The sequence below is a fragment of the Hydrogenophaga sp. 2FB genome, assembly GCF_005503365.1.
Lineage (GTDB): Bacteria > Pseudomonadota > Gammaproteobacteria > Burkholderiales > Burkholderiaceae_C > Hydrogenophaga.
Map to the genome: position 1 here is coordinate 73,698 of NZ_SCML01000014.1, position 22,411 is coordinate 96,108.

A 22,411-nucleotide genomic window follows, 5' to 3' on the forward strand; every position below is an offset into this window, starting at 1 on the left:
ACCGATGCGCGATCTGCTGGCTTTTGCGGCCATCTTTCTGTTCCTTCCGATGGCTTTGTCGAACGCGTTCGTCGCGTACCTGCTGTGGGGCTGGGCCGGCCTGATTGCCCTAAGCAGCTATGTGTTCGGCTTCATGGGCGTGGTGCCACTCGTGCAGGTCTTTGCGCTGCTGACGCTGGGGGCCCTGCTCATGCGCAGTGGTGGGGACAAGTTCGAGCGCATCGAACTCAACCGCACCAGCGTTCTGATGATCCTTTTTGCCACGCACGGGCTCTTTGTTGCGCTGTTCGCCTATCCCGGCCTGGGGCGCAACTGGGAGTTGTTCGGCAATGTGGCGAAGACGGTGCTGTTCTGCCTTCTGATGCCGGTGTTCGTGACCTCGCGCTACCGCATTCACGCCATGGTGGTGATGGTTGCCCTGGCCACCAGTTTCCACGGCGCACTGGACGGGCTCAAGTTCATCGCCAGTGGCGGCGCTCACAACGCCAGGGGCATTCCGAAGTTCGGGGACAACAACCACTTCGCGATGGTGTTGCTCATGGCACTGCCGATGCTGTACTACCTGTTCCAGGTCTCGGCCCAAAAGCTCACGAAGCTGGGATTTGCCGTGATGCTGCCCTTGATTGCGTTTGCCGTTGTGGCCACTGCGTCGCGGGGTGCCCTCATCGGCCTTTGCGTGATCGTCTTCTGGATTCTCATGAAGAGCCGGCAACGATTGATCGGCATTGTGCTGGTAGCCATCAGCGCCGCGGTGGTTGTGCAGTTGGCGCCGGAGTCCTGGAGCCAGCGCATGGAAACCATCGGAAGCGCCAAGGAGGACGATTCGCTGCTGGGACGGTTCGGCGCCTGGAAGGTGAGTTCGGCCATTGCCGTGGCCAATCCGATCGTGGGCGGGGGGTTCCGGGCCGTGCAATCCAGCGCCGTGTGGGACGCGTTCAAGGATGCGCCCAATCTGTTGCCGTTTGTGGAGATTCCGCCGTTCAGCCTGTCGGGGGTGGCCGCCCACAGCATCTGGTTTGAAGTGATGGGCGACATGGGCTTCGTCGGCATCCTGCTGTTCATGGCATTGATCGCCAATGCGTTTCTGACGCTCCGGGAGATTCGCAAGATGGTCCGGATAAGGGGCCCGAGTCTGCGCTGGGCATCCGATCTGGCGGACATGTTGGGCGCGGCGTTGCTGGCCTATGTGGTGACGGGCTCGTTGCTCAGCGCCGCTTACTTCGAGCTTCCCTACATCTTCATGATGCTGATGGAGGTGTTGAAGCAGTTTGTGCGCAAGCAGGTGGCCATGCAGGAGAAGCCCCCGATCGCGTGACCTGCCGGGTCGCGCAGCCAGCCAACCCGTCCGGTCAGGCCCGTTTGAACAACAGGGCTGCCGCGCTGTTCTTCATGTTGCGCAACTCGGTCTCTATCGGCGGCTTGAAGATCACGACGCAGGCGTACCAGACCACCAGGAACACCACGCCGTTGAAGAGCAGGCTGAAGAAGATCGGGAACGTCGAGTGCACGTAGGTTTTCAGCAGGTAGCTGACCGCCCCGGTGATGAGCGAGATCAGCAGGATGGGCACGTTCCCGCGAAGCCACATCCTGAACCCGAGGCCGAAGTAGATCTTGTTGACCATTGCGTACAGCGGAATGCCCACCAGTTGTCCGACGGCCATCGCGATGCCGAAGCTCACCAGTGTGCCGTCGAACAGCACGATGGCCAGGACCACCTTGATGAGCAGCACCAGCAGCAGCGGCACCGCCGCCGCGTAAGGCTTGCCGATGCTCGTCAACGCGGGTGCGACCAGTCGAAACAGAACCGCCGCGGCTCCCGCGAGGCACAGCCAGGGTATGACATCGATGCTGGCCACCCACTGCGGACCGAAGAGGAAGAGGATGATTTCCCGGTCCATCACGGTCATCCAGACCATGGCCGGAATGATGATGACGGATATGTAGGACGACGCCTGCTGGATGGCCACAGCCATGTTCTCGTTGGCGTGGTGCAGCTTGGAAAGATAGGGCAGGGCGAAGTAGTCGATAGTGGACTTGAGCACCGTGTACGGCAAGGACACGGCGGAAGCGGCTTTGCTGAAATAGCCGACCGCCGCAGGCGTGCTCATCTTGCCCAGCATCACGTCCGGCAACGCGGCATCCAGGGCCGCCGTCGTGGAGGTCACGATGGTGCCGGTGCCGAAATGGGTGATCTTCTTCCAGCCCTTGAGGCTCGGCATCCACGGTATGGGCGTGGTGGAGTACCAGTGGTAGGCGGCGCCGGTGACGATGATGTTGATCAGATTGGCCCAGGCCATGGTCATGTGCCCGTGACCGGTGTACGCCAGCGCGATGGTCGAACAGAAGTACGTGATGACCGAGATCGCCGTGACCTTGGATGTCCGCTTGACCTCCAGGTTGCGTGTGAGCAGGGCATACGGAATGGAGCCGAACGGTATGAAGACAAAGCCGATGGCGAGCACCTTCACCACGTCCGAAACTTCCGGTGTCTTGAAGAAGCCGGACCACAGGCCGGAGGTGAAAAACAGGATTGCCGCCACCGACCACGAAGAGACCAGCAACACGCCCAATGCGGTCTTGATGGTCTGTTCGGTGACCTCTTTCTCCTTGACGATGTAGGAGAAGACACCAAAGTCACGGAACACGTGGGCAAAGCTGATGAGGATTGCGCTCATCGAGAAGATGCCGATGTCCGTTGGCGTGAGCATGCGCGCCAGAATGACCGACAAGGCAAAGTTGGCGACCGTGGCGCCGTTGCTCACCAGGAACTGGAGACCGATTTTTTTTCTGATCGAGTTCAACGGTGGGTTCCAGGATTTTCAGGATGCGAGTGGCATGCGGGGGCTGCACAACCCAGATGCTCTGCGGCCACGGGCTGTGCGTCTCAAAGCCGTTCGATTGTATTGAACCAAAGCATGGATATGCCCCTTGAAGGCCGGAGGAATGCGGTATTTCACACCACATTCCCCATTCGGAGAAGAGGCGGAAGGGGTTAAGCGGACAACTCCGATGCCCCGGCGTGAAGGCTGGCGCAAGCCGCTATGGCGAGGATCGGCAGCGGTACGTGAGAGACGCTCATGGCGCAAAAGTTTCCCCCGGCATCGATCGCCGTGTCGATGGATTGCGTGCCCAGTCCGGCCTGAAAGACGTGCGGTTCTATGCTGAGACCGCTGCCGAGCGCCTTCAGGCAGGCCTCCTTGCGCGTCCAGCACTGTAGAAAGGCCTCAAGCCGCACGCCAGGCGCGACGGCCTGGAACGCATCGAACTCCTCCGTACTGAAGTTGCGCCGCGCCAGGGCCGCCAGATCGTCCATCGGCTGCAGAAGCTCGATGTCCACCCCGATCGGGACGGCGTCGCAAATGCCAATGAGCGCCCAATCGCCACTGTGGCTCATGTTGAAGTGCGGCATACCGCCGCCGCTGAGCCGGGGCTTGCCAAAAGGACCTTCGGTGAACACCAGTTCACCGGCGGGGCGGTCCGTGTAGCTGCCGAGCACGGTTCGCAAGGCTTGATGGCTGGCGGTGTACCGGCGCACATCGCGTTCGAAGCGAAAGCGCGCCGCCTTGGCCCGTTCGTTCACGTCGAGCAGGGTTGCTTCCGGGCGAACATCCACGCCCGCGCTCAGATCCACCAACCACAGGTGAATGGTGGGCCCATCGAGGGAAGGCAGAGGTATCGGATTCATCGTTGGACCGGTAGGATAGCGGGCTCGTATGACTTCGCGCGCGCCCCTGTGGTGCGCACGCCGATCGACCTCATCCTGATTTCAAGCATGACCCCGGCACTTTCTGTATGGCTGGATCTGTGCCGTGTGTTGGCCGCACTGGCGGTGTACGTCGGGCACTCCTCGTTGCTGCATGTCGCACCCGAGGGCGTGAGCGCGACCTGGCAGCGCTCGGCCGATGACGCCGTCACCGCGTTTTTCGTGATCTCGGGCATTGTGATCGCCCATACCAGCCGTCAGCGGCAGAACCAGGGCGGTGCGGGTCACTATGTGCTGGCGCGCCTTTCGCGGGTGTATTCGGTGGCGATCCCGGCGGTCCTGTTCGCACTGGCGGTGGATCTGGTCGGCATGCGCTTCGACCCCAGCCTTTACGTGGTGGACTGGCAGTATCCACGGCTCTGGCTGCATCTCCCGTTCCACTGGCTGTTCCTCGGGGAAACCTGGTTTGGCGCCATTCAGCCTCTGAGCATGGCGCCTTATTGGTCGCTGGGCTACGAGGTCTGGTACTACGTGCTGTTCGGTTGCGTGCTGTACTTGACGGGGCACACGCGGCGGGTGGCCGTGGTCGTCGTGCTGCTGATCATGGGGCCCCGCATTCTGTTGCTCTGGCCGGCCTGGTGGTTCGGTGTGGTCCTGTACCGGCGCATGGGCCGCCTGGCCGTCGGACGCGCATGGGCCTGGTGCTTCATGCTCGTGGCCGTGCTGGGCTATCTTGCGTTCTTCCTGTCGGGTCTTCGCGCCGAAACCGATGCCGCATCGAAGGCGCTGTACGCCTGGGCCAGCACCTGGTTGCCCAGCCCGTTTGATCCGGGTTCGACCGTGCATGTCCTGTCCGACTACGTGATGGCGCTGCTGTTCGCGCTGTTCGTGGTGGGCGCCGCGCACTGCGGATGGGACTTCGGGGAGCGCGGCGCGCGCCTGATCCGTTTCCTCGCCGGCTTCACCTTCACGTTCTACCTGATCCATTACACGTTGCTGCTCTGCGCGCAGGCCATGGGCTATACAGCACCTTCGTGGTCCGTGTACGCGATCACCTTTGCCGTGGTCTGCCTGTTCACGTGGGCGGTGGCCCAGGTTGGCGAGTTGCGCCGCGACCGGTACCGCCAACTGTTTCGGCTCATGGCCCGGCGGCTCGTGCGCGCCTGAGGCGCTACCAGGTCGTGTGTTCCGGGCGGTCGCAGATCGACTCGGCCCAATCCCCCAGGTGGGACATCAACCATTGCTGGGAGGACAGTCTCGTCGCTGTGTGGTCCATGTCCAGCAGATGCTCGCAGCGCACCTGATCCACGAACGCGTGTTCCTTGAAGCTGTCGCGCCACTGGCCGGCGTAGTTGTAGGTCCACCAGACGCTCGAGGTATAGATCACGAAAACCTCGACGCCCCGGTCCACAAGGGTCTCCAGGGACGCCGCAAAGGCCGCCTTGTCGGGGGCTGCTCGGCCCATGTCCAGCGTGGAGTTGCGCTCGTCGGCAATGCGCAAGGATTTCTGCAAAGGCGCCAATGCCAGACGGAGGGCTCTTGCGGACCAATGCAGCAGCGTGGTCAGCGGCTTGCGGGTGATCTGTGGAATGCGCCGGCGCCAGAGGGCTTTGACCGTGGGATAGGCGTAGCCATCCATCATCCACAAGCCGACCACGCGGGGGTCTGACTCCGCGACGGCCATGCCGTTGTGCGCCCCGGAGCAGATGCCGCCGACCACGAACCGCTTGACGTTGCAGATGCGCTCCATGTGGTCCATGGCGGCTCGCAGGTCCATGACGGCTTGCTCTTCGAATGTCTTTCCCTGCGCCGTCACGCGGCTGTCGCCTTGGCCCGACAGGTCGAAGCGCAAGGTGGCGATGCCTCGCCGGCTCAATTCACGCGCCAGTTTCACGTTGAGCCGGTGCGGGCCCATGCGCGAGATCACGCCCGCGTTGTGCAGCAGAACGCCGACCTGCTGGGTCTCTCCACCCTCTGGCAGGGTCAGCGTCCCCACCAGGTGGCGCTCCGCGCCGAAGACCACCAGGATGTCGCTCATGGCGCGCTCCGGTCGATGGACGTTTGAAGCAGCTTCAAGGCGTCTGCGGGTACGAGGGCGGTGTTCAAGGCTTCTTCCGAGGTCCAGTCGAACGTGTGGCGCAGAGACTCTGCGTGGCAACTGCTTCCCATGCGCGTGAGGACGGCTTTCAGGGTCGGTTGTTGCAAGGCCGTGGGGTTGTGGATGACCACGGTCTGGCGCGCGCGCGCGGCGCTCAAAGGGGACACATCGAGTTGCTCGACTTGCGCCACCAGTTTGGGGCCGACGCCGAACCCAATGAACTCGGTGTTGGGGGATGTGGGCGCGGTCGGCTTGCGGAGCAGGCTGTCGAGCGACTTGGCATCTGCGCCCGCCAATTCCTTGAGGTAGGCCGGCCCGTTCAGGATGGGTTCCCACAACACGAGGGTGTCGGGTGCCCGTGGGGCGTTGGTCGACGCGAGCGCGGCCAGCGTCGCCCCCAACCGCGCACCCACCCAGCTCACGCGGGAGTCGGCGGACCGCTGCCGCAGTTCGTGGTCGGCGAGCTGGAGGTCGGCGCACCAGCCACCGAGTTCACCTTCTTCATCGTCGCCGGAGGATTCGCCCGTGCCAAAGTAGTCGAAGCGCATCACGTGCGTGCCGTGGTGGCTCAGGCGATCGGCCAGCACGCGGTACAGACGGTGCAGCCGAACCGCTTCCTGCCCGAACGGGTTGCAGAGCAGTACCGCCATGCCGGTGGGACGCCGGGGGTTGGCCGGGTGGAAGATGCCGTACAGCTGACGAGCTTGCGGACCAAAACGGAAGGGGCTCACCGGATGCGGTCCATCAGTTTGCTGAACCAGCCATCGGGAGCGCTGTCACCCTCATCGGGTGGCGTTGGCGCATCGGTGGTGTTGTCCATGGTGGCGGCGATCTGGCCGAGGTTGTCGAAGATCAACTGGCGCACCGTCAAGGCAACACCGGGCCGTTTGTTGAGTTCGGTGATGGCGCGCATCGCGAGCAACGAATGGCCTCCCAGGTCGAAGAAGTTGTCGGTCACGCCGACTTGCGACACCCCGAGCAGGCGTTGCCAGACCTCGGCGACGGCGAGCTCCGACGGTGTGCCGGGTGGCACGAGGTCATGGGCCGGGGTTTGCGCCCCCTCCGATGGCTTGGGCAACTCGTGGCGGTTGATCTTGCCGTTGGGCAGCAGTGGAATGGATGCCAGCTCGATGAAGTGCTGAGGCACCATGTACTCGGGTAGCGATGCCCGCAGATGTTCGCGCAAGCCGTGGGTGGGGGGCATGTCGGCCTGCGGCACAACATACGCGACCAGGCGCACATCCCCTGGCACGTCCTCCCGCACGATGACCACGGTTCGGGCCACTTGCGGGTGCATGCCGAGTTGAGACTCGATCTCGCCCAGCTCGATGCGGTGTCCGCGCACCTTGACCTGGAAGTCCAGGCGACCCTGGTGTTCGAGCAGGCCATTGTTGCGCCAGCGGCCCCGATCGCCCGTCCGGTACAGGCGCGCACCGGGTTGGAAAGGGTCGGCGATGAAGCGCTCGGCGGTGAGTTCGGGTCGGTGCAGGTAGCCCAGTGTCACGCCGTCGCCGCCGATGTAGATCTCGCCCGGCACGCCGACGGGGCAGGGTTGCTGCGACTCGTCGAGGATGTGCACCGTCGTGTTGGCGATGGGGCGGCCGATGAAGATGCCCTGTTCGGGTTGCGTGACTTTCCAGCAGGTGGACCACACGGTGGTTTCGGTGGGGCCGTACATGTTCCACAACGCGCCGGTGCGCGCCAGCAGTTGCTCGGCGAGGTCCTGCGGGAGGCCTTCGCCACCGATCAGCGCCTTGAAGTGCGGCGAGCCCTGCCAGCCCGCGTCGATGAGGATGCGCCACGTCGAGGGCGTGGCCTGCATGACCGTGGCGTTGTGGTGCTCGATGAGCTGGCGCAGCGCGGCGCCGTTGAGGGTCTGATCGCGCGTGGCGAGCACCACGCGGGCGCCCACGCTCAGGGGCAGCAACAACTCGAGGACGGCGATGTCGAACGACAGCGTGGTCACCGCCACCAGGCTGTCCTCGGCGGTGAGCCCTGGCGCCTGGGCCATGCTGTTGAGGAAGTTGACGACCGCGCGGTGGTGCACGACCACGCCCTTGGGCTTGCCGGTGGACCCGGAGGTGTAGATCACGTAGGCCGGGTCTTCGGGTCGCGCATCGCGGTCGTCGGCGGTCGTCAGCGGCGAATCGGGTTGAGCGGCGATGAAGGCGATATCGACATCCAGCAGCAAGGACCGATCGCGCGGCCAGTGGAGCGCGTGCACCAGCGCCGCTTCCGTGATCAGCAGGGCCAGCCGGGCGTCTTCCGCCATGTAGGCCAGGCGGTCGGCGGGGTAGGCGGGGTCCAGAGGCACGTAGGCCGCACCGGCCTTGAGGACGGCCAGTTGCGCGACCACCATGTCGATACCGCGATCCACGCACAGGCCGACCAGGGCGCCGCGTCCGATGCCTTTGCTGCGCAGGGCATGGGCCAATCGGTTGGCGCGCGACATCAGCTCGCCGTAGCGCAGGCTGCCCACGCCGGTTTGTTCCAGCGCGGCGGCAGCTGGCGTCCGTGCCGCTTGCCGGTCCAGGAGCCCATGCACGGTGGTCTCGGCGCCGGGTTGCACGGCGGTGTCGTTCCAGTCGGCCAGATGTTGTTGGTCTGCGTTCCCCAGCAAGGGGAGCGAGGACAGCCGCTGGAGCGGATCGGAGACGACCCGCTCGACGATGGCCATGAAGGCGCTCAAGAGCCGCTCGCCGGTGGCGGGTTCGAACACGTCGGTGGAGTAGGACAGAACGGCGAGGCCGGTCGCGTGCGTATCGACGCTGAGCGACAGGTCGAATTGCGCGCTGCCCGTTTCGAACTTGAAGTGTTCGTAGGAGAGCCCGTCGATGCTTTGCGCGGGCTGGGGTGCCGCGAGCACGTTGAACAACACCTGCACCAAGGGGGCCGTGTCCGCATTGCGGTGCGTGTGCACGGCTTCGACCAAGGCCTCGAACGGGAGATCCTGATGGGCGTATGCCTGCAGCGAGGTTTCGCGCACGCGCTGGAGCAGGTCGACGAAGGTGAGGTCGCCCGACAGGTCGGTGCGCATCACCACGGTGTTGACGAGTGTGCCGATCAGGTGTTCCGCATGCACCTGCGTCCGGTTGGCGATGGGGGTACCGACCGCCACATCCTTGACGCCGCAGAACCGACCCAGCATCAGCTGGAAACAGGCCAGCAGCAGCATATAGGGCGTGGCGTTGTGTTCGGCCGCCGTGCGCCTGAGGACACTCAAGGTCGCGGGTTCGAAGGTCGCGGTGATCCGTGCGCCCAGCCCCGTGTTGGCGCCTTGCCGCCGGCGGTCGAATGGCAGGGGAAGGGGTTCAAGGCCCTGCAGTGCTTGTTTCCAGAAGCGCAACTGGTCCGAGAGGGCTGCGGTATCGAAGGCTTCGCGCTGCCAGCTGGCGTAGTCGGCGAAGTCGATCCGTGGCGGTGTCAACGCGGGTTCGCGGCCGTTCAGGAGCGCTGGATAGATGACGGCCATTTCCCGCATGAGGATGCCGGCCGACCAACCGTCGCCAATGGCATGGTGGATGGACCAGAACAACACATGGTCCTGGTCGTCGAGTTTCACCAGCGTCGGTCTGTGCAAAGGCCCCGAGGCCAGGTCGTACGGCTGGATGCTGAGCCGGTTCAACAACTGGGCTGCGGCGGCCTCGCGTTCGTCCACCGGAAGGTGGTGCAGGTCGACATGTTCCACCGCGACCTGTTCGACGGGGCCGATGCGTTGCATGGGCTCGCCATCCACGGCCACCAGGGTGGTCCGGAAGGCTTCGTGGCGCTCCATCAACTTGTGCAGGGACGCCACCAGCACCGCGCTGTCCAGGGCCCCGCGCAGACGCGCCGCGAACGGCATGTTGTAGGCGGTTGTTTCGGGGTTGACCTGTTGAACGAGCCACATGCGGCGCTGCGAGTAGGACGTGGGCAGCAGACGGTCGCGGTCGACACGGGTCAGGGCGGGCCAGGTTTGCACCGGGTCGCCGGGCGTCTCGTGCAGGTGTTGTTCCACCACGGCGGCAAGGCCTGCGATGTGGGGTGCTTCAAAGAGCGCGCGCAGGGGCAGTTCGACCGCCAGCACGTCCCGGATGCGGGCCACCACCTGCGTGGCCAGGAGCGAATGGCCGCCCAGTTCAAAGAAGTTCTCGTGCACGCCGAACGCGTCGGAGCGCAGCACCGTGCGCCAGATGTCCCACAGGGCCTGTTCGATGGGGCTTCGGGGCATGACGAGCGCATGGTCCTCGGCCGTGGTGATCTGCTGTGCATCGGGTGCCGGCAGGCGTGCCCGGTCCACCTTGCCGTTGACTTGCATCGGCAACGCGGCCAGGAAGACGATGGCGCCGGGCAGATAGGCCTCTGGCAATTGACGGGCCAGATCGGCTCGCAAGTCACTGACCGTGGGTTGCTTGGACGGCTTGGCCACCACGTAGGCCACCAGCATCGGCATGCCCTCGCGGTCCATGCCGGGCATCACGGTGCACTGCTGCACGGCGGGATGGGCCGCCAGCGCGGCGGCCACCTCGGCGGGCTCCACGCGCACGCCACGGATCTTCAACTGATCGTCCAGACGACCAGCGATCTCGAGCACGCCGTCGTGGCGGAATCGGCCACGATCACCCGTGAAGTACAGCAAATCGTCGGGTGCATCGGCGTTGGACGCGTTGGCGCGCCATGGGTTGGCGCGGAAGCGTTGGCGGGTTTCCTCAGGCAGGTTGAGGTAGCCCAGGGAGCGCAATGGCGTGCGCAGGACGACTTCGCCGCCCTCGCCGATGCCACAACGTCGGCCCGTCGCATCCAGCACCAGAACCTGGCTGTCGGGCAACGCCCGGCCCACCGGTTGAATGCCTGCGCGGCGGCTGTCTTCCACCACATGGAAGCAGCGCGCCATGGTGGTTTCCGTGGGGCCGTAGAGGTTCACCAGACGGCCCGCGGTGCCGCAACGGGCGCGCCAGGCGGTGACCAGCGTGTCGAGCAAGGGCTCGCCAGCGGCAAACCACCAGCGCATTGCGTTCAAGGGTTGCTGCAGGCGGGTTCCACGCAGCCAGGCCTGCATCACGGACGGGGTGCTGTGCACGATGCTGATGGACTCGCGGGCCAGCCAGACCATGGGATCGAGCAGGTCGCGGTCCTGCGGTATGCACAAGGTGGCGCCGCTCGTCAGGGGCAGCAGCACGTCGCGCAACATCGGGTCGAACGACAGGCCGACCAGTTGCGAGACACGGTCCTGAGGGGTGACGTCAAACGCGGTGCGTTGCCAATCGAGGAAATGGCTCAATCCCCGGTGGCGGCCAACGACCGCCTTGGGCACGCCCGTGCTGCCGGAGGTGAAGAAGATGTAGGCCGGATCGTCTGCGCCAATGGACGGGCGTTCGAACGACGCCGGTGTGCCGACGTTCGTGTCGACCAGGTCGTCCAGTTGCGGTGTGAGTGCCAGAGTCACGTCGATGCCCAGGCCTTCGTAGGCTTGCGCGTCCTGGGTGGCGTCGCCCACCAGGCAGATCGCGCGGGCCTTGCTCTCGCGCAGCATGGCCTGCCTGCGCTGCAGCGGCATCGCCGGGTCCAGCGTCACGAACACCGCACCGCTGACCAGCGCCGCCAGCATGGCCGTGACCACGGCAAAACTGCGGTTGCCGGCAATGGCCACGACGTCGCCAGGGCCCACACCCGCATCGCGCAGGCGTGTCGCCACCGTGAGCATGGCGCGTTCCAGATCCGCGTACGTGTGCTGCTGTTGCGCGAACCGCACGGCGATGTGGTCGGGGCGCTGGGCGGCTTGCGCGAACAGACGGTCCGTCACGGGCCTGAAGGCCGGCGGCGGCAATGCCGACGCGGGATCCGCGAGCAAGGCCTGGCTCTGGGGTGTGAGCAAAGAGAACGCCTCCAAGGGCTGCTCGGGTTGCTGCACCGCTTGTTGCAGCACTTGCGCGAGTTGCTCCAGGAGTTGGCGCACGGCCGGCGCGCACAGCCGGTCGGTTCGGTAGGAGACCCCCATGTGGACCTGGCCCGGCAGGGCCTGGATGTAGAGGGTGAGGGAGAACTTGGGCGCCGCCGCGCCGATCGGGACGCTCTCGCTGGTCAAGCCTTCCAGTCGAAGGGTGTCTTCCCAGCGGCCGACGGCATTGACGAGCACATCGAAGAACGGCGAGCGGTCCAGCTCGCGCTGGGGCGAGAGCTCGGCCACCAGCCGGTCGAACGGCACCTCCTGATGGGCCCAGGCATCGAGCATGTTGTCGCGGACCCGGTGTAGCAAGCCCCTGAAGTCGGCGACGCCTTGGAGTTCGCTGCGCAAGACGAGGGTGTTCAGCAGCGGTCCCACGACCGATTCGAGTTCCGGGTTGTCACGCCCCACGACGGGCATGCCCACGGCCACGTCCTGTTGCCCGGTGCGCCGCATGAGCAGCAGCTTGAAAGCCGCCAGCAACACCATGAAGACGCTGGCATTGTGTTGCTGGGCCAGCCTCTCCACACCGTGGACAAGGGATGTCGGCAGCGCGATGGACTCCAGCAGACCGGCGTCGGCGCGGGGCGCGGCGGGGTCCTCGATGTCGATCGGCAGGCGCAAGGGTTGCAGGCCTTGAAGCTGTTGGCGCCAATAGTCCATCGACGCAGCGAACGCGTCCGATTGCGTCCGGGTCTGCTCCCAGTGCGCGACGTCGCGCCACTGCAAGGCGGGTTGGGCCAGGTTGGAGGGCGCCAGGCGGCGCTGCGCGTCGTACGTGGAGGCAAGCTCTTTCAGCAGCAGGTTGAGCGACCAACCATCGCAGGCGATGTGGTGAACGACCAGGACGACAACGTGATCCTGTTCGTCCAGCCGCACCACCGCCGCGCGTGCCAGGGGCGCCTGGGCCAGATCGAAGGCCTGATGGGCGAACACCGCGACTTCGCGCTGCAGCACAGTGTCGCGCTGCCGGGGTTCGTGTGCGGGCAGTTCCAGACGTGCCAGCGGCCAGCGCACATCCTGGCCCTCGGCCAGCATGGGCACGCCGTCGTGGGCCACCACATGGCTGCGCAGCAGGGCGTGGCGTTCGCACACCGCTTGCAGGCTGCGCTCGAGCGCGGCCAGGTCGAGGGGACCGCGCAGGCGCGTGGCCTGCGAAATGTTGTATTGCGCGGCCTGTTCGTTCAACTTTTCCGCGAACCACATGCCCTGCTGCGCCGCGGTCAGTACCGACGCGGCGGCCGGTGGTGCTTTGGGAATCTGCGGGGTGCGCGCAGTGCCGTGGTGTTGCCCGATCCTTTGTGCGAACGCGGCCACCGTCGGTGCGTCGAACAAGGCGCGCAGTGGCACGTCGATACCCAACTGGGCGCGCACCCGGGACAGCACCTGCATCGCCAGCAGCGAATGGCCACCCAGCTCGAAGAAGTTGTCGTGCACGCCAAATTGCGTGTGCTGCAGAAGCTCGGCCCAGATGTCCCACAGCGCCTGCTCGGTGGTGTCCGTGGGGGCGACGGACGTGCCCGGGGCCACGAGTTGCTCCGGCGCAGGCAGCGCCGCGCGGTGCAGCTTGCCATTGGGCAGGGTGGGCAGGTGTTCCAGCAGGACGAAGGCCGACGGCACCATGGCGTCCGGCAACCGTTGCCGCAGTGCTTGCTTCAGGGTGGCGGCGTCAAGATCCTGGCCCACCAGGTACGCCACGAGGCGCTTGAGGCCCGGGCTGTCTTCGCGCACGATCGCCACGGCTTGTCGGACCGCTGGCTGTTCGCGCAGGGCGGCTTCGACTTCGCCCAGTTCGATGCGGATGCCACGCAGTTTGACCTGGAAGTCGGTGCGGCCCAGGTATTCCAGGCGCCCGTCGGGCAGGCGGCGCACCAGATCGCCGGTGCGGTAGAGGCGTTGGCCGGCTTGCACGGGGTGGGGCAGGAAGCGCTCGGCGGTGAGGTCCGGGCGGTTCAGGTAGCCGCGCGCCAGGCCAGTGCCGCCAATGTAGAGCTCGCCCGCGACGCCCATGGGAACGGGCCGTTGCCGGGCGTCCAGCACATGGCATTGCGCGTTGGCGATGGGGCGGCCGATCGGCACCGTTGCCGATGGGACGCCGTCCGCGATCGCGACGCCGTGGGCCGCTGTGATGGTGGCTTCGGTGGGGCCATAGAAATTGCCCAGCGTCGCCTGCGGCAGTCGCTGTGCGAATTGCCGAACCAACGGCCATTCGAGCGCTTCGCCGCCGCAGATGACGTGGCGCAGGTGGTCGCACTGGGCCAAGGGCGGTTCGTCCAGCAGCACGCGCAGTTGCGAGGGCACCAGGCTGACGTGCGTGATGCGTTCGTCGCGCAGCGTGCGGGCCAGCGATGCGGTATCGCGTTGTTCACCGGGCGCCGCCAGCACGGTGGTGGCACCGGTCGTCAGTGGGAGCAGCAGGTCGACCACGGCGGGGTCGAAGCCGATGGTGATGACCTGGAGCATCCGGTCGCCGGGCGACATGTCCACGGTCTCGCGTGTCCAGCCCATCAGGTTGGTCAGGGCCCGGTGGGTGACCATCACGCCCTTGGGCTGACCGGTGGACCCTGAGGTGTAGATGATGTACGCGAGGTCGTCGGGGCCGCTCGCGGCGGGCGGGTTCTGCTCGCCCCCCTCGGGCAGGGTGGGCAGCAAGGTGTCGATGCACAAGCGTTGCGCGCCGTCCTGCGCCGGCAGCCGCTCCAGCAGATGCGATTGGGTCAACACGACGGCCGCAGCCGTGTCCGAGAGCATGAACGCAAGGCGCTCGGCGGGCAGATCGGGGTCCATCGGCACGAAGGCGCCGCCGGCCCTCATCACCGCCAGAATGCCCACGACCAGTTCCAGCGAGCGTTCCATGCACACCACCACCGGCACATCGGGGCCGACGCCCCGTGTGCGCAGGAGCTGCGCCAGCCGATGGGCTTGGGCGTTGAGCGACGCGTAGTCCAGCGTTTGCCCGCGCAAGGCCACGGCCTCGCTCAGCGGCGTGCGTTGGGCCTGGCGCTCGATGAGCACGTGCACGGGCTGGTCCAGCGGCGCGGCCTTGGCGGGCGGGTTCCCGGCCAGCCACAAGGCATGCTGTTCCGCGGGCGAGAGGATGTCCAGTGCGAGCACGGGTTTGTTCGGCTCCTGCTCCAGCGCACGCACCAGTTGCTCCACGGCATGAGCCAGATACTGGGCGACCTTTTGCGCATCGATGCCGCCGATGGCCTGTGCTTCCAGCGCGAAGCCGTCGACCAGATCGTCCACCGAAACGCCCATGGGATAGTGGGTGCGCTCTTCAGCGCCGAGCATCTTCATGCCCGCCGGAAGCCTCGGTATGCGCGCGCCGCTGTTCGACACGTGCATGTCGGCACGGCCGTGTCGGTAGTTGAGGATGTTGTTGAACAAGGGCACTGTCGGCGCCACGGCGCTGCAGCGCTGAGCGAGTCCCAGGGAGGCGTGCTCGTGTTCGACGAGTTCGATCAGGCGCAGGTAGGTGTCCTGCACCACGTCTTTCACGGACTGCCCCGCGAGCGGTACGCGAACGGGCAGGGTGTTGATGAAGAGACCCACCGTGCGTTCCATGCCCGTGGTGCCTTGCAGGCGGCCCGAGAGCACGGTGCCGAACACCACATCGTCCACGCTGGCGCAGCGGGCGACCACGACCGCCCAGGCGACGTGGAACAGCACCGCCGGACTCACGCCGTGGGTGCGCGCCGACTGGCGGATGTGGGCGGCCAGGGTGGGGTCCAACGCCAGGCCCGCGACACCGACGTCGCGCTGGTCGGCAGGGGCTCTCAGCATGCCAAAGGCGGTGGTGGGTTCGCTCACGTCGCCCAGTTGGCGCTCGAAGTAGCGCGTGTGTGCCTGGGCATCGGCGTGGCGGGACAGCGCGACGAAATCCCGGTAGGGCTGGCTGGAAACGCCGTGGGGCACACGGCCCTCGAGGATGTCGAGGCCTTCTTCCAGCATCACGGCGATCGACACGTGGTCGCTGATGATGTGGTGCGAGAGCAGGGCGATCAGGGTTCGCCGTTGCTTGGGGTCCTGCGCGACGAAAACGGACATCAAGGGCGCGCGACCCAGGTCGAGTCGCACACGGTTGGCGTCGGTGGCGGCGCGCAGGGTTTCCAGCGCATCAGCGCCGGGCGGCACGTCGACGTTGACGATGTTCAGCGGCGCGTGGCGCAGCACGACCTGGGTGGGGGCGCTCAAGCCGTCCCACAGGACCGCGGTGCGCAGGGCCTCGTGCCGATCGACCACGGCCTGGATCGAGGCGACGAAGCGGTTCTGGAGGTCGGCGTCGTCGCAGGCCAGCAGCACGCGCGTGAGGTAGATGTCGCCTTCGGTCTCCAGCTGGTGGTGGAACAGGATGCCCTCTTGCAACGGCGCGAGCGGGTAGATGTCCTGGATGTTCGCCACACCGCCGGGGATGCAAGCGCCGAGGGTGTCGAGTTCCGCCTGGGTCAAGGTGCTCAAGGGCACCATGTTCGGCGTGATCGAGGTGCAGCCCGGAGGAATGGAGGGTTCCACCGACGCCCGCGCATCGGACGTCGGGTGGGTCTTTTGCGCGATGGCGGCGAGCGCCGACAAGGTCGGCGTGTTGAAGACGGCGCGAACGGTGAGGTCGTAGCCGGCGTGCCGCAGCAGACCGAGCATGCGCATCACCAGCAGCGAGTGGCCCCCGAGTTCGAAGAAGGCGTCGTGGCGGCCCACGCGCGGCACGCCCAGCAGCTCGGACCAGATGGCGGCCATGCGGACTTCGGCATCGCCGTCCGGGGCTTCATACGCGGGACCACCCCAGGAGAGGGACGTAACATCGGGCGCGGGCAGCGCGGAGCGGTCCAGCTTGCCATTGGGCAAGGTCGGCAACTGTGGGAGCGGCACGATGGCGCTGGGCACCATCGCTTCGGGCAGTTGTTGCCGCAGGGCCTGTTTCAATGCCGCGGGCTCGGCTTGCGCGCCCACCACGTATGCCACCAACCGTTGCAGGCCTGCCGCGTCTTCGCGCACCATTGCCACCGCTTGCTGGACATGGGGCTGGGCCTTGAGCGCAGCCTCGATCTCGCCCAGCTCCATGCGCACGCCGCGGAGCTTGACCTGGAAATCGCGGCGCCCGATGTACTCGAGTTGTCCGTCGGGCAGCCAGCGCACCAGGTCGCCCGTGCGGTACACCCGCTGGCCTGGTTCGAAGGGATGGGGAGCGAAAAGCGCCGCGGTCAGATCGGGCCGGTTGAGGTAGCCGCGTGCGAGACCCGCGCCGCCGATGTGGAGTTCGCCAATGACACCCGCCGGGACCAGTTCGCCATGGGTATCCAGCACGTAGCACTGGGCGTTGGCGACGGGCCGTCCGATCGGCACCGTGTCGCTGCCCGCCAATGGGCCCGACACCTCGAAAAGGGTGGTGTCGATGGTGGTCTCGCTGGGACCATAGAAGTTGCCCAGAACGGCATGGGGCAACTGCGCACGGAAGCGGTCCGCGAGCTCCAGGCTCAGCGCTTCTCCGCCGGAGCAGACCCAGCGCAGTTCGCGGCAGGATGCGATGTCGGGATCGTCCAGCAGCGCCTGCAACTGCGAGGGCACCAAGACCAGCAGCGTGATGCGCTGGTCTCGGACGGTGCGCACCAGATACCCGGTGTCGCGGTGCATGCCGGGCTCGGCCATGACGATGGTCGAGCCGGACAACAGCGGGTGGTAGAAGTCCGAGATGCTGGCGTCAAAGCTGATGGTCGTCTTCTGCAACAGGCGGTCGTGCGGGCCCATCGAAAGCTTGTCGACCTGCCACAAGGCGTGGTTGCTCAAGGCGCGATGAGGCACCATCACGCCGCGCGGCTGGCCGGTGGAGCCCGAGGTGTAGATGACGTACGCGAGGTCGTCGGGTGTGTTGACGCAGGCCGGGTTCAGGTCGTCGCCATCGTGCGCGGCCGAGAGCTCGGCGTGCGGCGCCAGCACCAGCCATTGGCATGCGTTCGCGCCGTCGGGCGCGGGCAGTCGTTCGACCAGGTGCGGCTGGGTGATCACCACGGGGGCCGCGGTGTCGCGCAGCATGAAGGCCAGTCTCTCCTGGGGGAGATCCGGGTCCATCGGCACGAAAGCGCCCCCGGCCTTGGCCACGGCCAGATAGGCCACCACCAGTTCCACGGACCGCTCCATGCAGATGCCCACGCGAACATCGGGCCCCACGCCCGAGCGGCGGAGTTGGTGCGCGACGCGGTTGGCCCTTCGGTTGAGCTCCTGGTAGTCGACGCGTTCATCGCCGAAAACCACGGCTTCGTGGTCGGGTGCGCGGCGCACCTGTTCCTCGATCAGCGTCTGGATGGGGATGTCGTTGGTGCACACCTGGGCGGTGTCGTTCCAGGTCACCAGTTGCAGGTGGCGCTCGGCAGCCGTCAACATCGGCACGCGGCCCACGGATTGCGTGGCATCGGCGCAAATGCCCGCTTGCAGGTTGCGCAAATGCTGCGCCATGCGCTCGATGGTGGCGGGCTCGAACAGGTCCCGGTCGTACTCCAGCCAACCGCGCAGACCTTCGTCGCTTTCCTGCAGCTCCAGGCTCAGGTCGAACTTGGCGACCGCGCTGCCCAAGGGCAGGCGGCGCGCGACCACATCGCCCATGCCATATTCCGCGGGCTCGCTGGGCTGCAAGACGAAGAACGTCTGGGTCAAGGGCATGCGGCTTCTGTCGCGCGGGAGATCCAGCGCGTCGACCACTTCTTCAAAAGGCACGTGGTGGTGCTCGAACGCACCCAGCGATGCGGCTTTGACCTGGGCCAGCAGGTCTGCCACCGTCAAGGCGTCGGTGAAGTCGCTGCGCAGGGGCAAGGTGTTCGCGAAGTAGCCCACGACGCGATCGAATTCAGCACGCGAGCGGTTGGCGATGGCCGAGGCCGTGACCACGGTGGATTGACCGCTGTAGCGGTGCATGAGCAACTGCCACGCGGCCAGCAGCACCATGAACAGGGTGGTGTTGCTGGCCTTGGCCGCCTGGCGCAGGGCCTCGTGTTCGGCGCGTGCGAAGTGCAGATCGAGGCGACCACCGCGGAACTGCTGGTGCACCGGGCGGCGGTGATCGGTGGGCAGCTCCAGGGAGATCGGCGCGTCGCGCAACTGCTCTTTCCAGTAGCGCAACTCCCGTTCGCGCACGCCGCTGTCCAGCCAGCGCGTTTCCCATTCGGCAAAATCCAGGTACTGCAAGGCAGGCTCGGGCAAGAGGGGATCTTTGCCGGCGGAGCGCGCCGTGTAGAGCTGGCTCAGTTCTTCCAGAATGACCTTGATCGACCAGCCATCGCTCACGCTGTGATGGAAGATCCACAACAACTGGTGCTGCTGCGGCGTCACCGTCACCAGCGTGGCGCGCACCGCGGGCTCGCGCAGCAGGTCGAAGGCATGGGCCGCCTCCCGCGCGCACAGCGCTTCAAGTTGTTGTCGGGCGGCTTCTTCGTCGCCCTGGGCCAGGTGCACGTGGTGCATGCGCCAATCGTCCAGAGCCTCGACCCGCTGGCGTTGTGTGCCTTCGACATTGACCCAACGCAGGCGCAGGATTTCGTGGCGCTGGACCAGTTCATGCAGGCAGTTCTGCAGCAGCACGGGGTCCAGGGCGCCTTCCATCCGCAGGGAAATGGGGATGTTGTACAGCGCGGTGCCGGGCGCCAGCTCCTGCCAGAACCACATCCGCTGCTGGCGCGTGGAGAGCGGCAGCAGGCCTTGGCGGTTGGTGGTGACATCCCGCATCAGCACCACGGGTTGTGCGCCGCCTTGCGCCAGCAGGTCCTGCAAGCGCGCGGCGATGGCGCGCAGATCGGGCGCGGCCAGCAGCAGTGACGAAGGGATCGCGCAGTTCAGCAGCGCCTCGAGTGACTGCAGCATCCGGAAACTGGTGAGCGAGTCGAGACCGCATTCGATGGCCGAGGCCTCCAGCGACAGATCGGCCATCGACCTGCGGGTGAAGTGCGCCACACGGTTCAGGATCAACTGCTCGATGGCCTGCCGTTGCGCGGCGGAGTCGCTGAGGCTTCGCAGGCGCTCGACCTCCGCAGGCAGGCTTTCATCGTTGGCGTCCAGCGCACCGACGATGCTGGCCTCATCGAGGTGCAGCACCTGCAATTGGCCGTCCAGGTAGTCCTGTCGGCAGCTTCGCCGGCGGATCTTGCCGCTCGAGGTGCGGGGGAGCGAGCCCGCCTGCACCAGCACCACCGCGCGCAGCGGCAGGTCGTACGCCTGGGCAATCGCCTTGCGGATGTTGGCGGTGAGCTGGCCAAGGTCCTTGCCCTTTTCGCGCCGTTCCACTTCCTGCACGATGACGACGTCCTCGCCATCGTCGCCCTCGACGGAGAAGGCGGCCCCGTAGCCCACACGCAAAGCGCCGTCGGTCGATTGGGCAGTCCACTCAAGATCGTGCGGATACAGGTTGCGCCCGCGGACGATGATCAAGTCCTTGATGCGGCCGGTGATGAAGACCTCGCGGCCTTCCAGAAAGCCGAGGTCACCGGTGCGCAGGAACGGGCCCTCGCCCGTGTCCAGGTGGGCGTGGAACGTCGCCTGTGACGATTCGGGTTGCTCCCAGTAGCCTTGTCCGACACTGGTGCCGCGCACCCACACCTCGCCTACCGCCTCGGCGGGCAGCGCCTGGCGCGTTTGCGGGTCCACGATCCGCAGCTCCATGCCCTCGAAGGGCACGCCGCAGGCCACGATGGCGCGGCTGTCGGGGGCGCCTTCGGGCACGGGGACGATCTGGTGGTTTTCCAGCGACGGCACATGCAGGGTGCGCGCGCGGTAGCCCTGCTTCATCACGGACGTGGTGATGCCCAGCACCGTCTCGGCCATGCCATAGGACGGCATGAGCGCCTCACGCGCCAGCCCATGCGCCTGGAAGCTGGCGGCGAAGGCGTTCAGCGTGGCGAGCTGGATGGGCTCGGCGCCGCAACTGACCGAGCGCAAGCTGCTGAGATCGCCTTGCCAGTCGGGTTGCTGTTGGAGCGCGCGCACACAGGCGGCGTAGGAGAAATTGGGGCCGCCGGTGTGGGTCACGCCAAAGCGGGCAATGGCTTCGAGCCAACGCAGTGGGCGGCGCAGGAAGGTGAGCGAGGACAGCAGGTACGACGGTATGCCCGTGCCCAACGGCCAGAGCACGCCGAGCACCAGGCCGTAGTCGTGGTGGTGGGGTAGCCAGGTCAGCACGCGGCTGTCCTCGTTCATGTCCAGCGCCTGGATCCCGCTGTGGCATTGGGCCACGATGTTGCGGTGGGTCAGGATGACGCCGCGCGGTGCCGAGGTGGAACCGGAGGTGTACTGCAGGTACGCGATCGTCTCGGGGGTGACCTTCTCGCAGTCGGCGGGCAGTGTGGCCGGCCCCGTGGCCGGTGGCAGAGCGGTCAGGCTGGTGCAGAGAATGGTCTGCGTGCCCGTGCCGATCATGTCTTGCAGCGCATCTGCGGCTTCGTTCAACTCGCTGCTGATCATGAGCAGGCTGGCCGAAGCATCTTGCAGGATGGTCAGCAGCCGCGGCGCGCTGTTCTTGAAGCGGGCGGCATCGGGCGCTGGCACGGGGATGGCAATGCGACCCGTGATGACGCAGGCCCAGAAGGCACGCACGAAATCCAGGCCGGGCGGGTAGACCAGCAGCACGCGGTCGCCCAGTCGGGTCTGGCGGACCAGCGCGTCGGCCACCTGGCAGACCTGCTGGAAGAGTTCGGCGTAGGTGACGGATTCGGCCAGTCCCAGCGTGTCACGGACAAAGGCGTATGCGAGGCGTTCGGGGTGCTCTTGGCTGCGCGAGGCGAACAACGATGTCAGTGTCTCGGTCGGCATGCCGCTGATGTCTGCAGGTTGCAGCCGCATGCGGAGTCCGTCGGTGTCGCTCATTGTTTCAATATCCGTTGGCGCAGCCAGTGTTCTGTCATGGAAAGGAAGGCCGATTGCGCCTTGCGGCTCGTGACCAGGTGGTCAGAAACCTCAAGGTAGTGGAACGCCACTTTGTCGAAAAACGGGTAACGGCCAAACATGGCCTTGAATTGTCCGTTGTGATTGAAGAACTCCGGCTCACCACCGGAGAAAACAAAGAACAATTCCACGCCATCGGCGGTTAATGTCTGCGCGCGCTGGACGAACTCCTCTATGGGAGGAGAGATCGACATGCCGATCCAGCGAGCGGTCTCGGGCGCCTCATCGGGCGTGGCGCGAAAGCCGGCGGAGATCCTGGCCCACAGCTTCTTCACGGCCCCCACCACGCCCGCACGCCGCAGCTTGTAGAGGAAAGTACGCGCGTGGAATTGCAAGGTGGGGTAGGCGTACAAGTCCCAGAGCAACACGGCGCGCATCCGCGGATCTTCCAGCGCGACGAGATGGCCGACCACCGCACCCGAACAAAAGCCGATCATGAGGAAGCGGTCGCAGCCATAGCGCGCCTGCGCCGCGTCCATGACGGCACGCGTATCGGCCACCCATTGATCGATCACGGGCAAGTTGCCGCTGGCCCGCAGGCTGTCACCCAGTCCGCTCATGTCGAAGCGGACCGACGGAACGCCCAACTCGGCGAAGCGCCGCGCAAGGTGCACGTTCATGCGGTGGGGTCCGCCCCGGGGAATCACACCGGAGTTGGAGAGGATGGCGACGCAGCGAGGTGGTTCGGAGGAGGGATGCGCGGCGGGAGTGAAGGTGGCGACGAGGTGGTTGTCGGTACCCAGGATCAGCGTTTGCTCGGCCATGG

Annotated in this window: 8 protein-coding genes; 2 read left to right on the plus strand and 6 right to left on the minus strand. The window is 66.1% G+C overall.

Annotated features, from left to right (window positions below):
• The first annotated feature begins 4 nt into the window (after positions 1-4).
• Positions 5-1,315 carry a putative O-glycosylation ligase, exosortase A system-associated gene (locus tag FFS09_RS10630; RefSeq protein ID WP_137918844.1) on the plus strand — a complete coding sequence of 437 codons (1,311 nt, stop codon included), beginning with the start codon at positions 5-7 and terminating at the stop codon, positions 1,313-1,315.
• A 34-nt stretch (positions 1,316-1,349) separates the two neighbouring features.
• On the opposite strand, the gene FFS09_RS10635 is transcribed toward FFS09_RS10630, so the two are convergent.
• A complete protein-coding gene (locus FFS09_RS10635) occupies positions 1,350-2,801 on the minus strand; it encodes an oligosaccharide flippase family protein (protein WP_137918845.1) in 1,452 nt (483 codons plus the stop codon).
• 191 nt (positions 2,802-2,992) lie between these two features.
• Positions 2,993-3,685, minus strand: coding sequence for a 4'-phosphopantetheinyl transferase family protein (locus tag FFS09_RS10640; RefSeq protein ID WP_137918846.1), 693 nt, complete (start codon positions 3,683-3,685; stop codon positions 2,993-2,995).
• An 87-nt stretch (positions 3,686-3,772) separates the two neighbouring features.
• Between FFS09_RS10640 and FFS09_RS10645 the strand changes: the two genes are divergently transcribed.
• On the plus strand, positions 3,773-4,870 hold the full coding sequence (locus FFS09_RS10645; RefSeq protein ID WP_171019969.1) for an acyltransferase family protein: 1,098 nt from the start codon (positions 3,773-3,775) through the stop codon (positions 4,868-4,870).
• Between the two features lie 4 nt (positions 4,871-4,874).
• On the opposite strand, the gene FFS09_RS10650 is transcribed toward FFS09_RS10645, so the two are convergent.
• From FFS09_RS10650 to FFS09_RS10665, 4 genes are read right to left on the minus strand one after another with little or no spacing between them, the layout of a single operon-like run.
• A complete protein-coding gene (locus FFS09_RS10650) occupies positions 4,875-5,741 on the minus strand; it encodes an alpha/beta fold hydrolase (protein ID WP_137918848.1) in 867 nt (288 codons plus the stop codon).
• Positions 5,738-6,532 carry a serine aminopeptidase domain-containing protein gene (locus FFS09_RS10655; protein WP_137918849.1) on the minus strand — a complete coding sequence of 265 codons (795 nt, stop codon included), beginning with the start codon at positions 6,530-6,532 and terminating at the stop codon, positions 5,738-5,740. The genes FFS09_RS10650 and FFS09_RS10655 overlap by 4 nt, the downstream gene beginning before the upstream one ends.
• Entirely contained in the window at positions 6,529-21,567 is a 15,039-nt protein-coding gene (locus FFS09_RS10660) for a non-ribosomal peptide synthetase (protein WP_137918850.1), read from the minus strand. The genes FFS09_RS10655 and FFS09_RS10660 overlap by 4 nt, the downstream gene beginning before the upstream one ends.
• The gene (locus FFS09_RS10665) at positions 21,564-22,409 is read right to left on the minus strand and encodes a serine aminopeptidase domain-containing protein (protein ID WP_212745085.1); all 846 of its coding nucleotides are present in this window, start codon (positions 22,407-22,409) and stop codon (positions 21,564-21,566) included. Before FFS09_RS10665 ends, FFS09_RS10660 begins: the two co-directional genes overlap by 4 nt.
• Positions 22,410-22,411 lie beyond the last annotated feature (2 nt).

Bases quoted from the DNA above. Each gene is read 5' to 3' on its own strand.
- FFS09_RS10645 (WP_171019969.1), top strand. From the start codon at position 3,773: ATGACCCCGGCACTTTCTGTATGGCTGGATCTGTGCCGTGTGTTGGCC.
- FFS09_RS10630 (WP_137918844.1), top strand. From the start codon at position 5: ATGCGCGATCTGCTGGCTTTTGCGGCCATCTTTCTGTTCCTTCCGATG.
- FFS09_RS10665 (WP_212745085.1), bottom strand. From the start codon at position 22,409: ATGGCCGAGCAAACGCTGATCCTGGGTACCGACAACCACCTCGTCGCC.
- FFS09_RS10640 (WP_137918846.1), bottom strand. From the start codon at position 3,685: ATGAATCCGATACCTCTGCCTTCCCTCGATGGGCCCACCATTCACCTG.
- FFS09_RS10660 (WP_137918850.1), bottom strand. From the start codon at position 21,567: ATGAGCGACACCGACGGACTCCGCATGCGGCTGCAACCTGCAGACATC.
- FFS09_RS10650 (WP_137918848.1), bottom strand. From the start codon at position 5,741: ATGAGCGACATCCTGGTGGTCTTCGGCGCGGAGCGCCACCTGGTGGGG.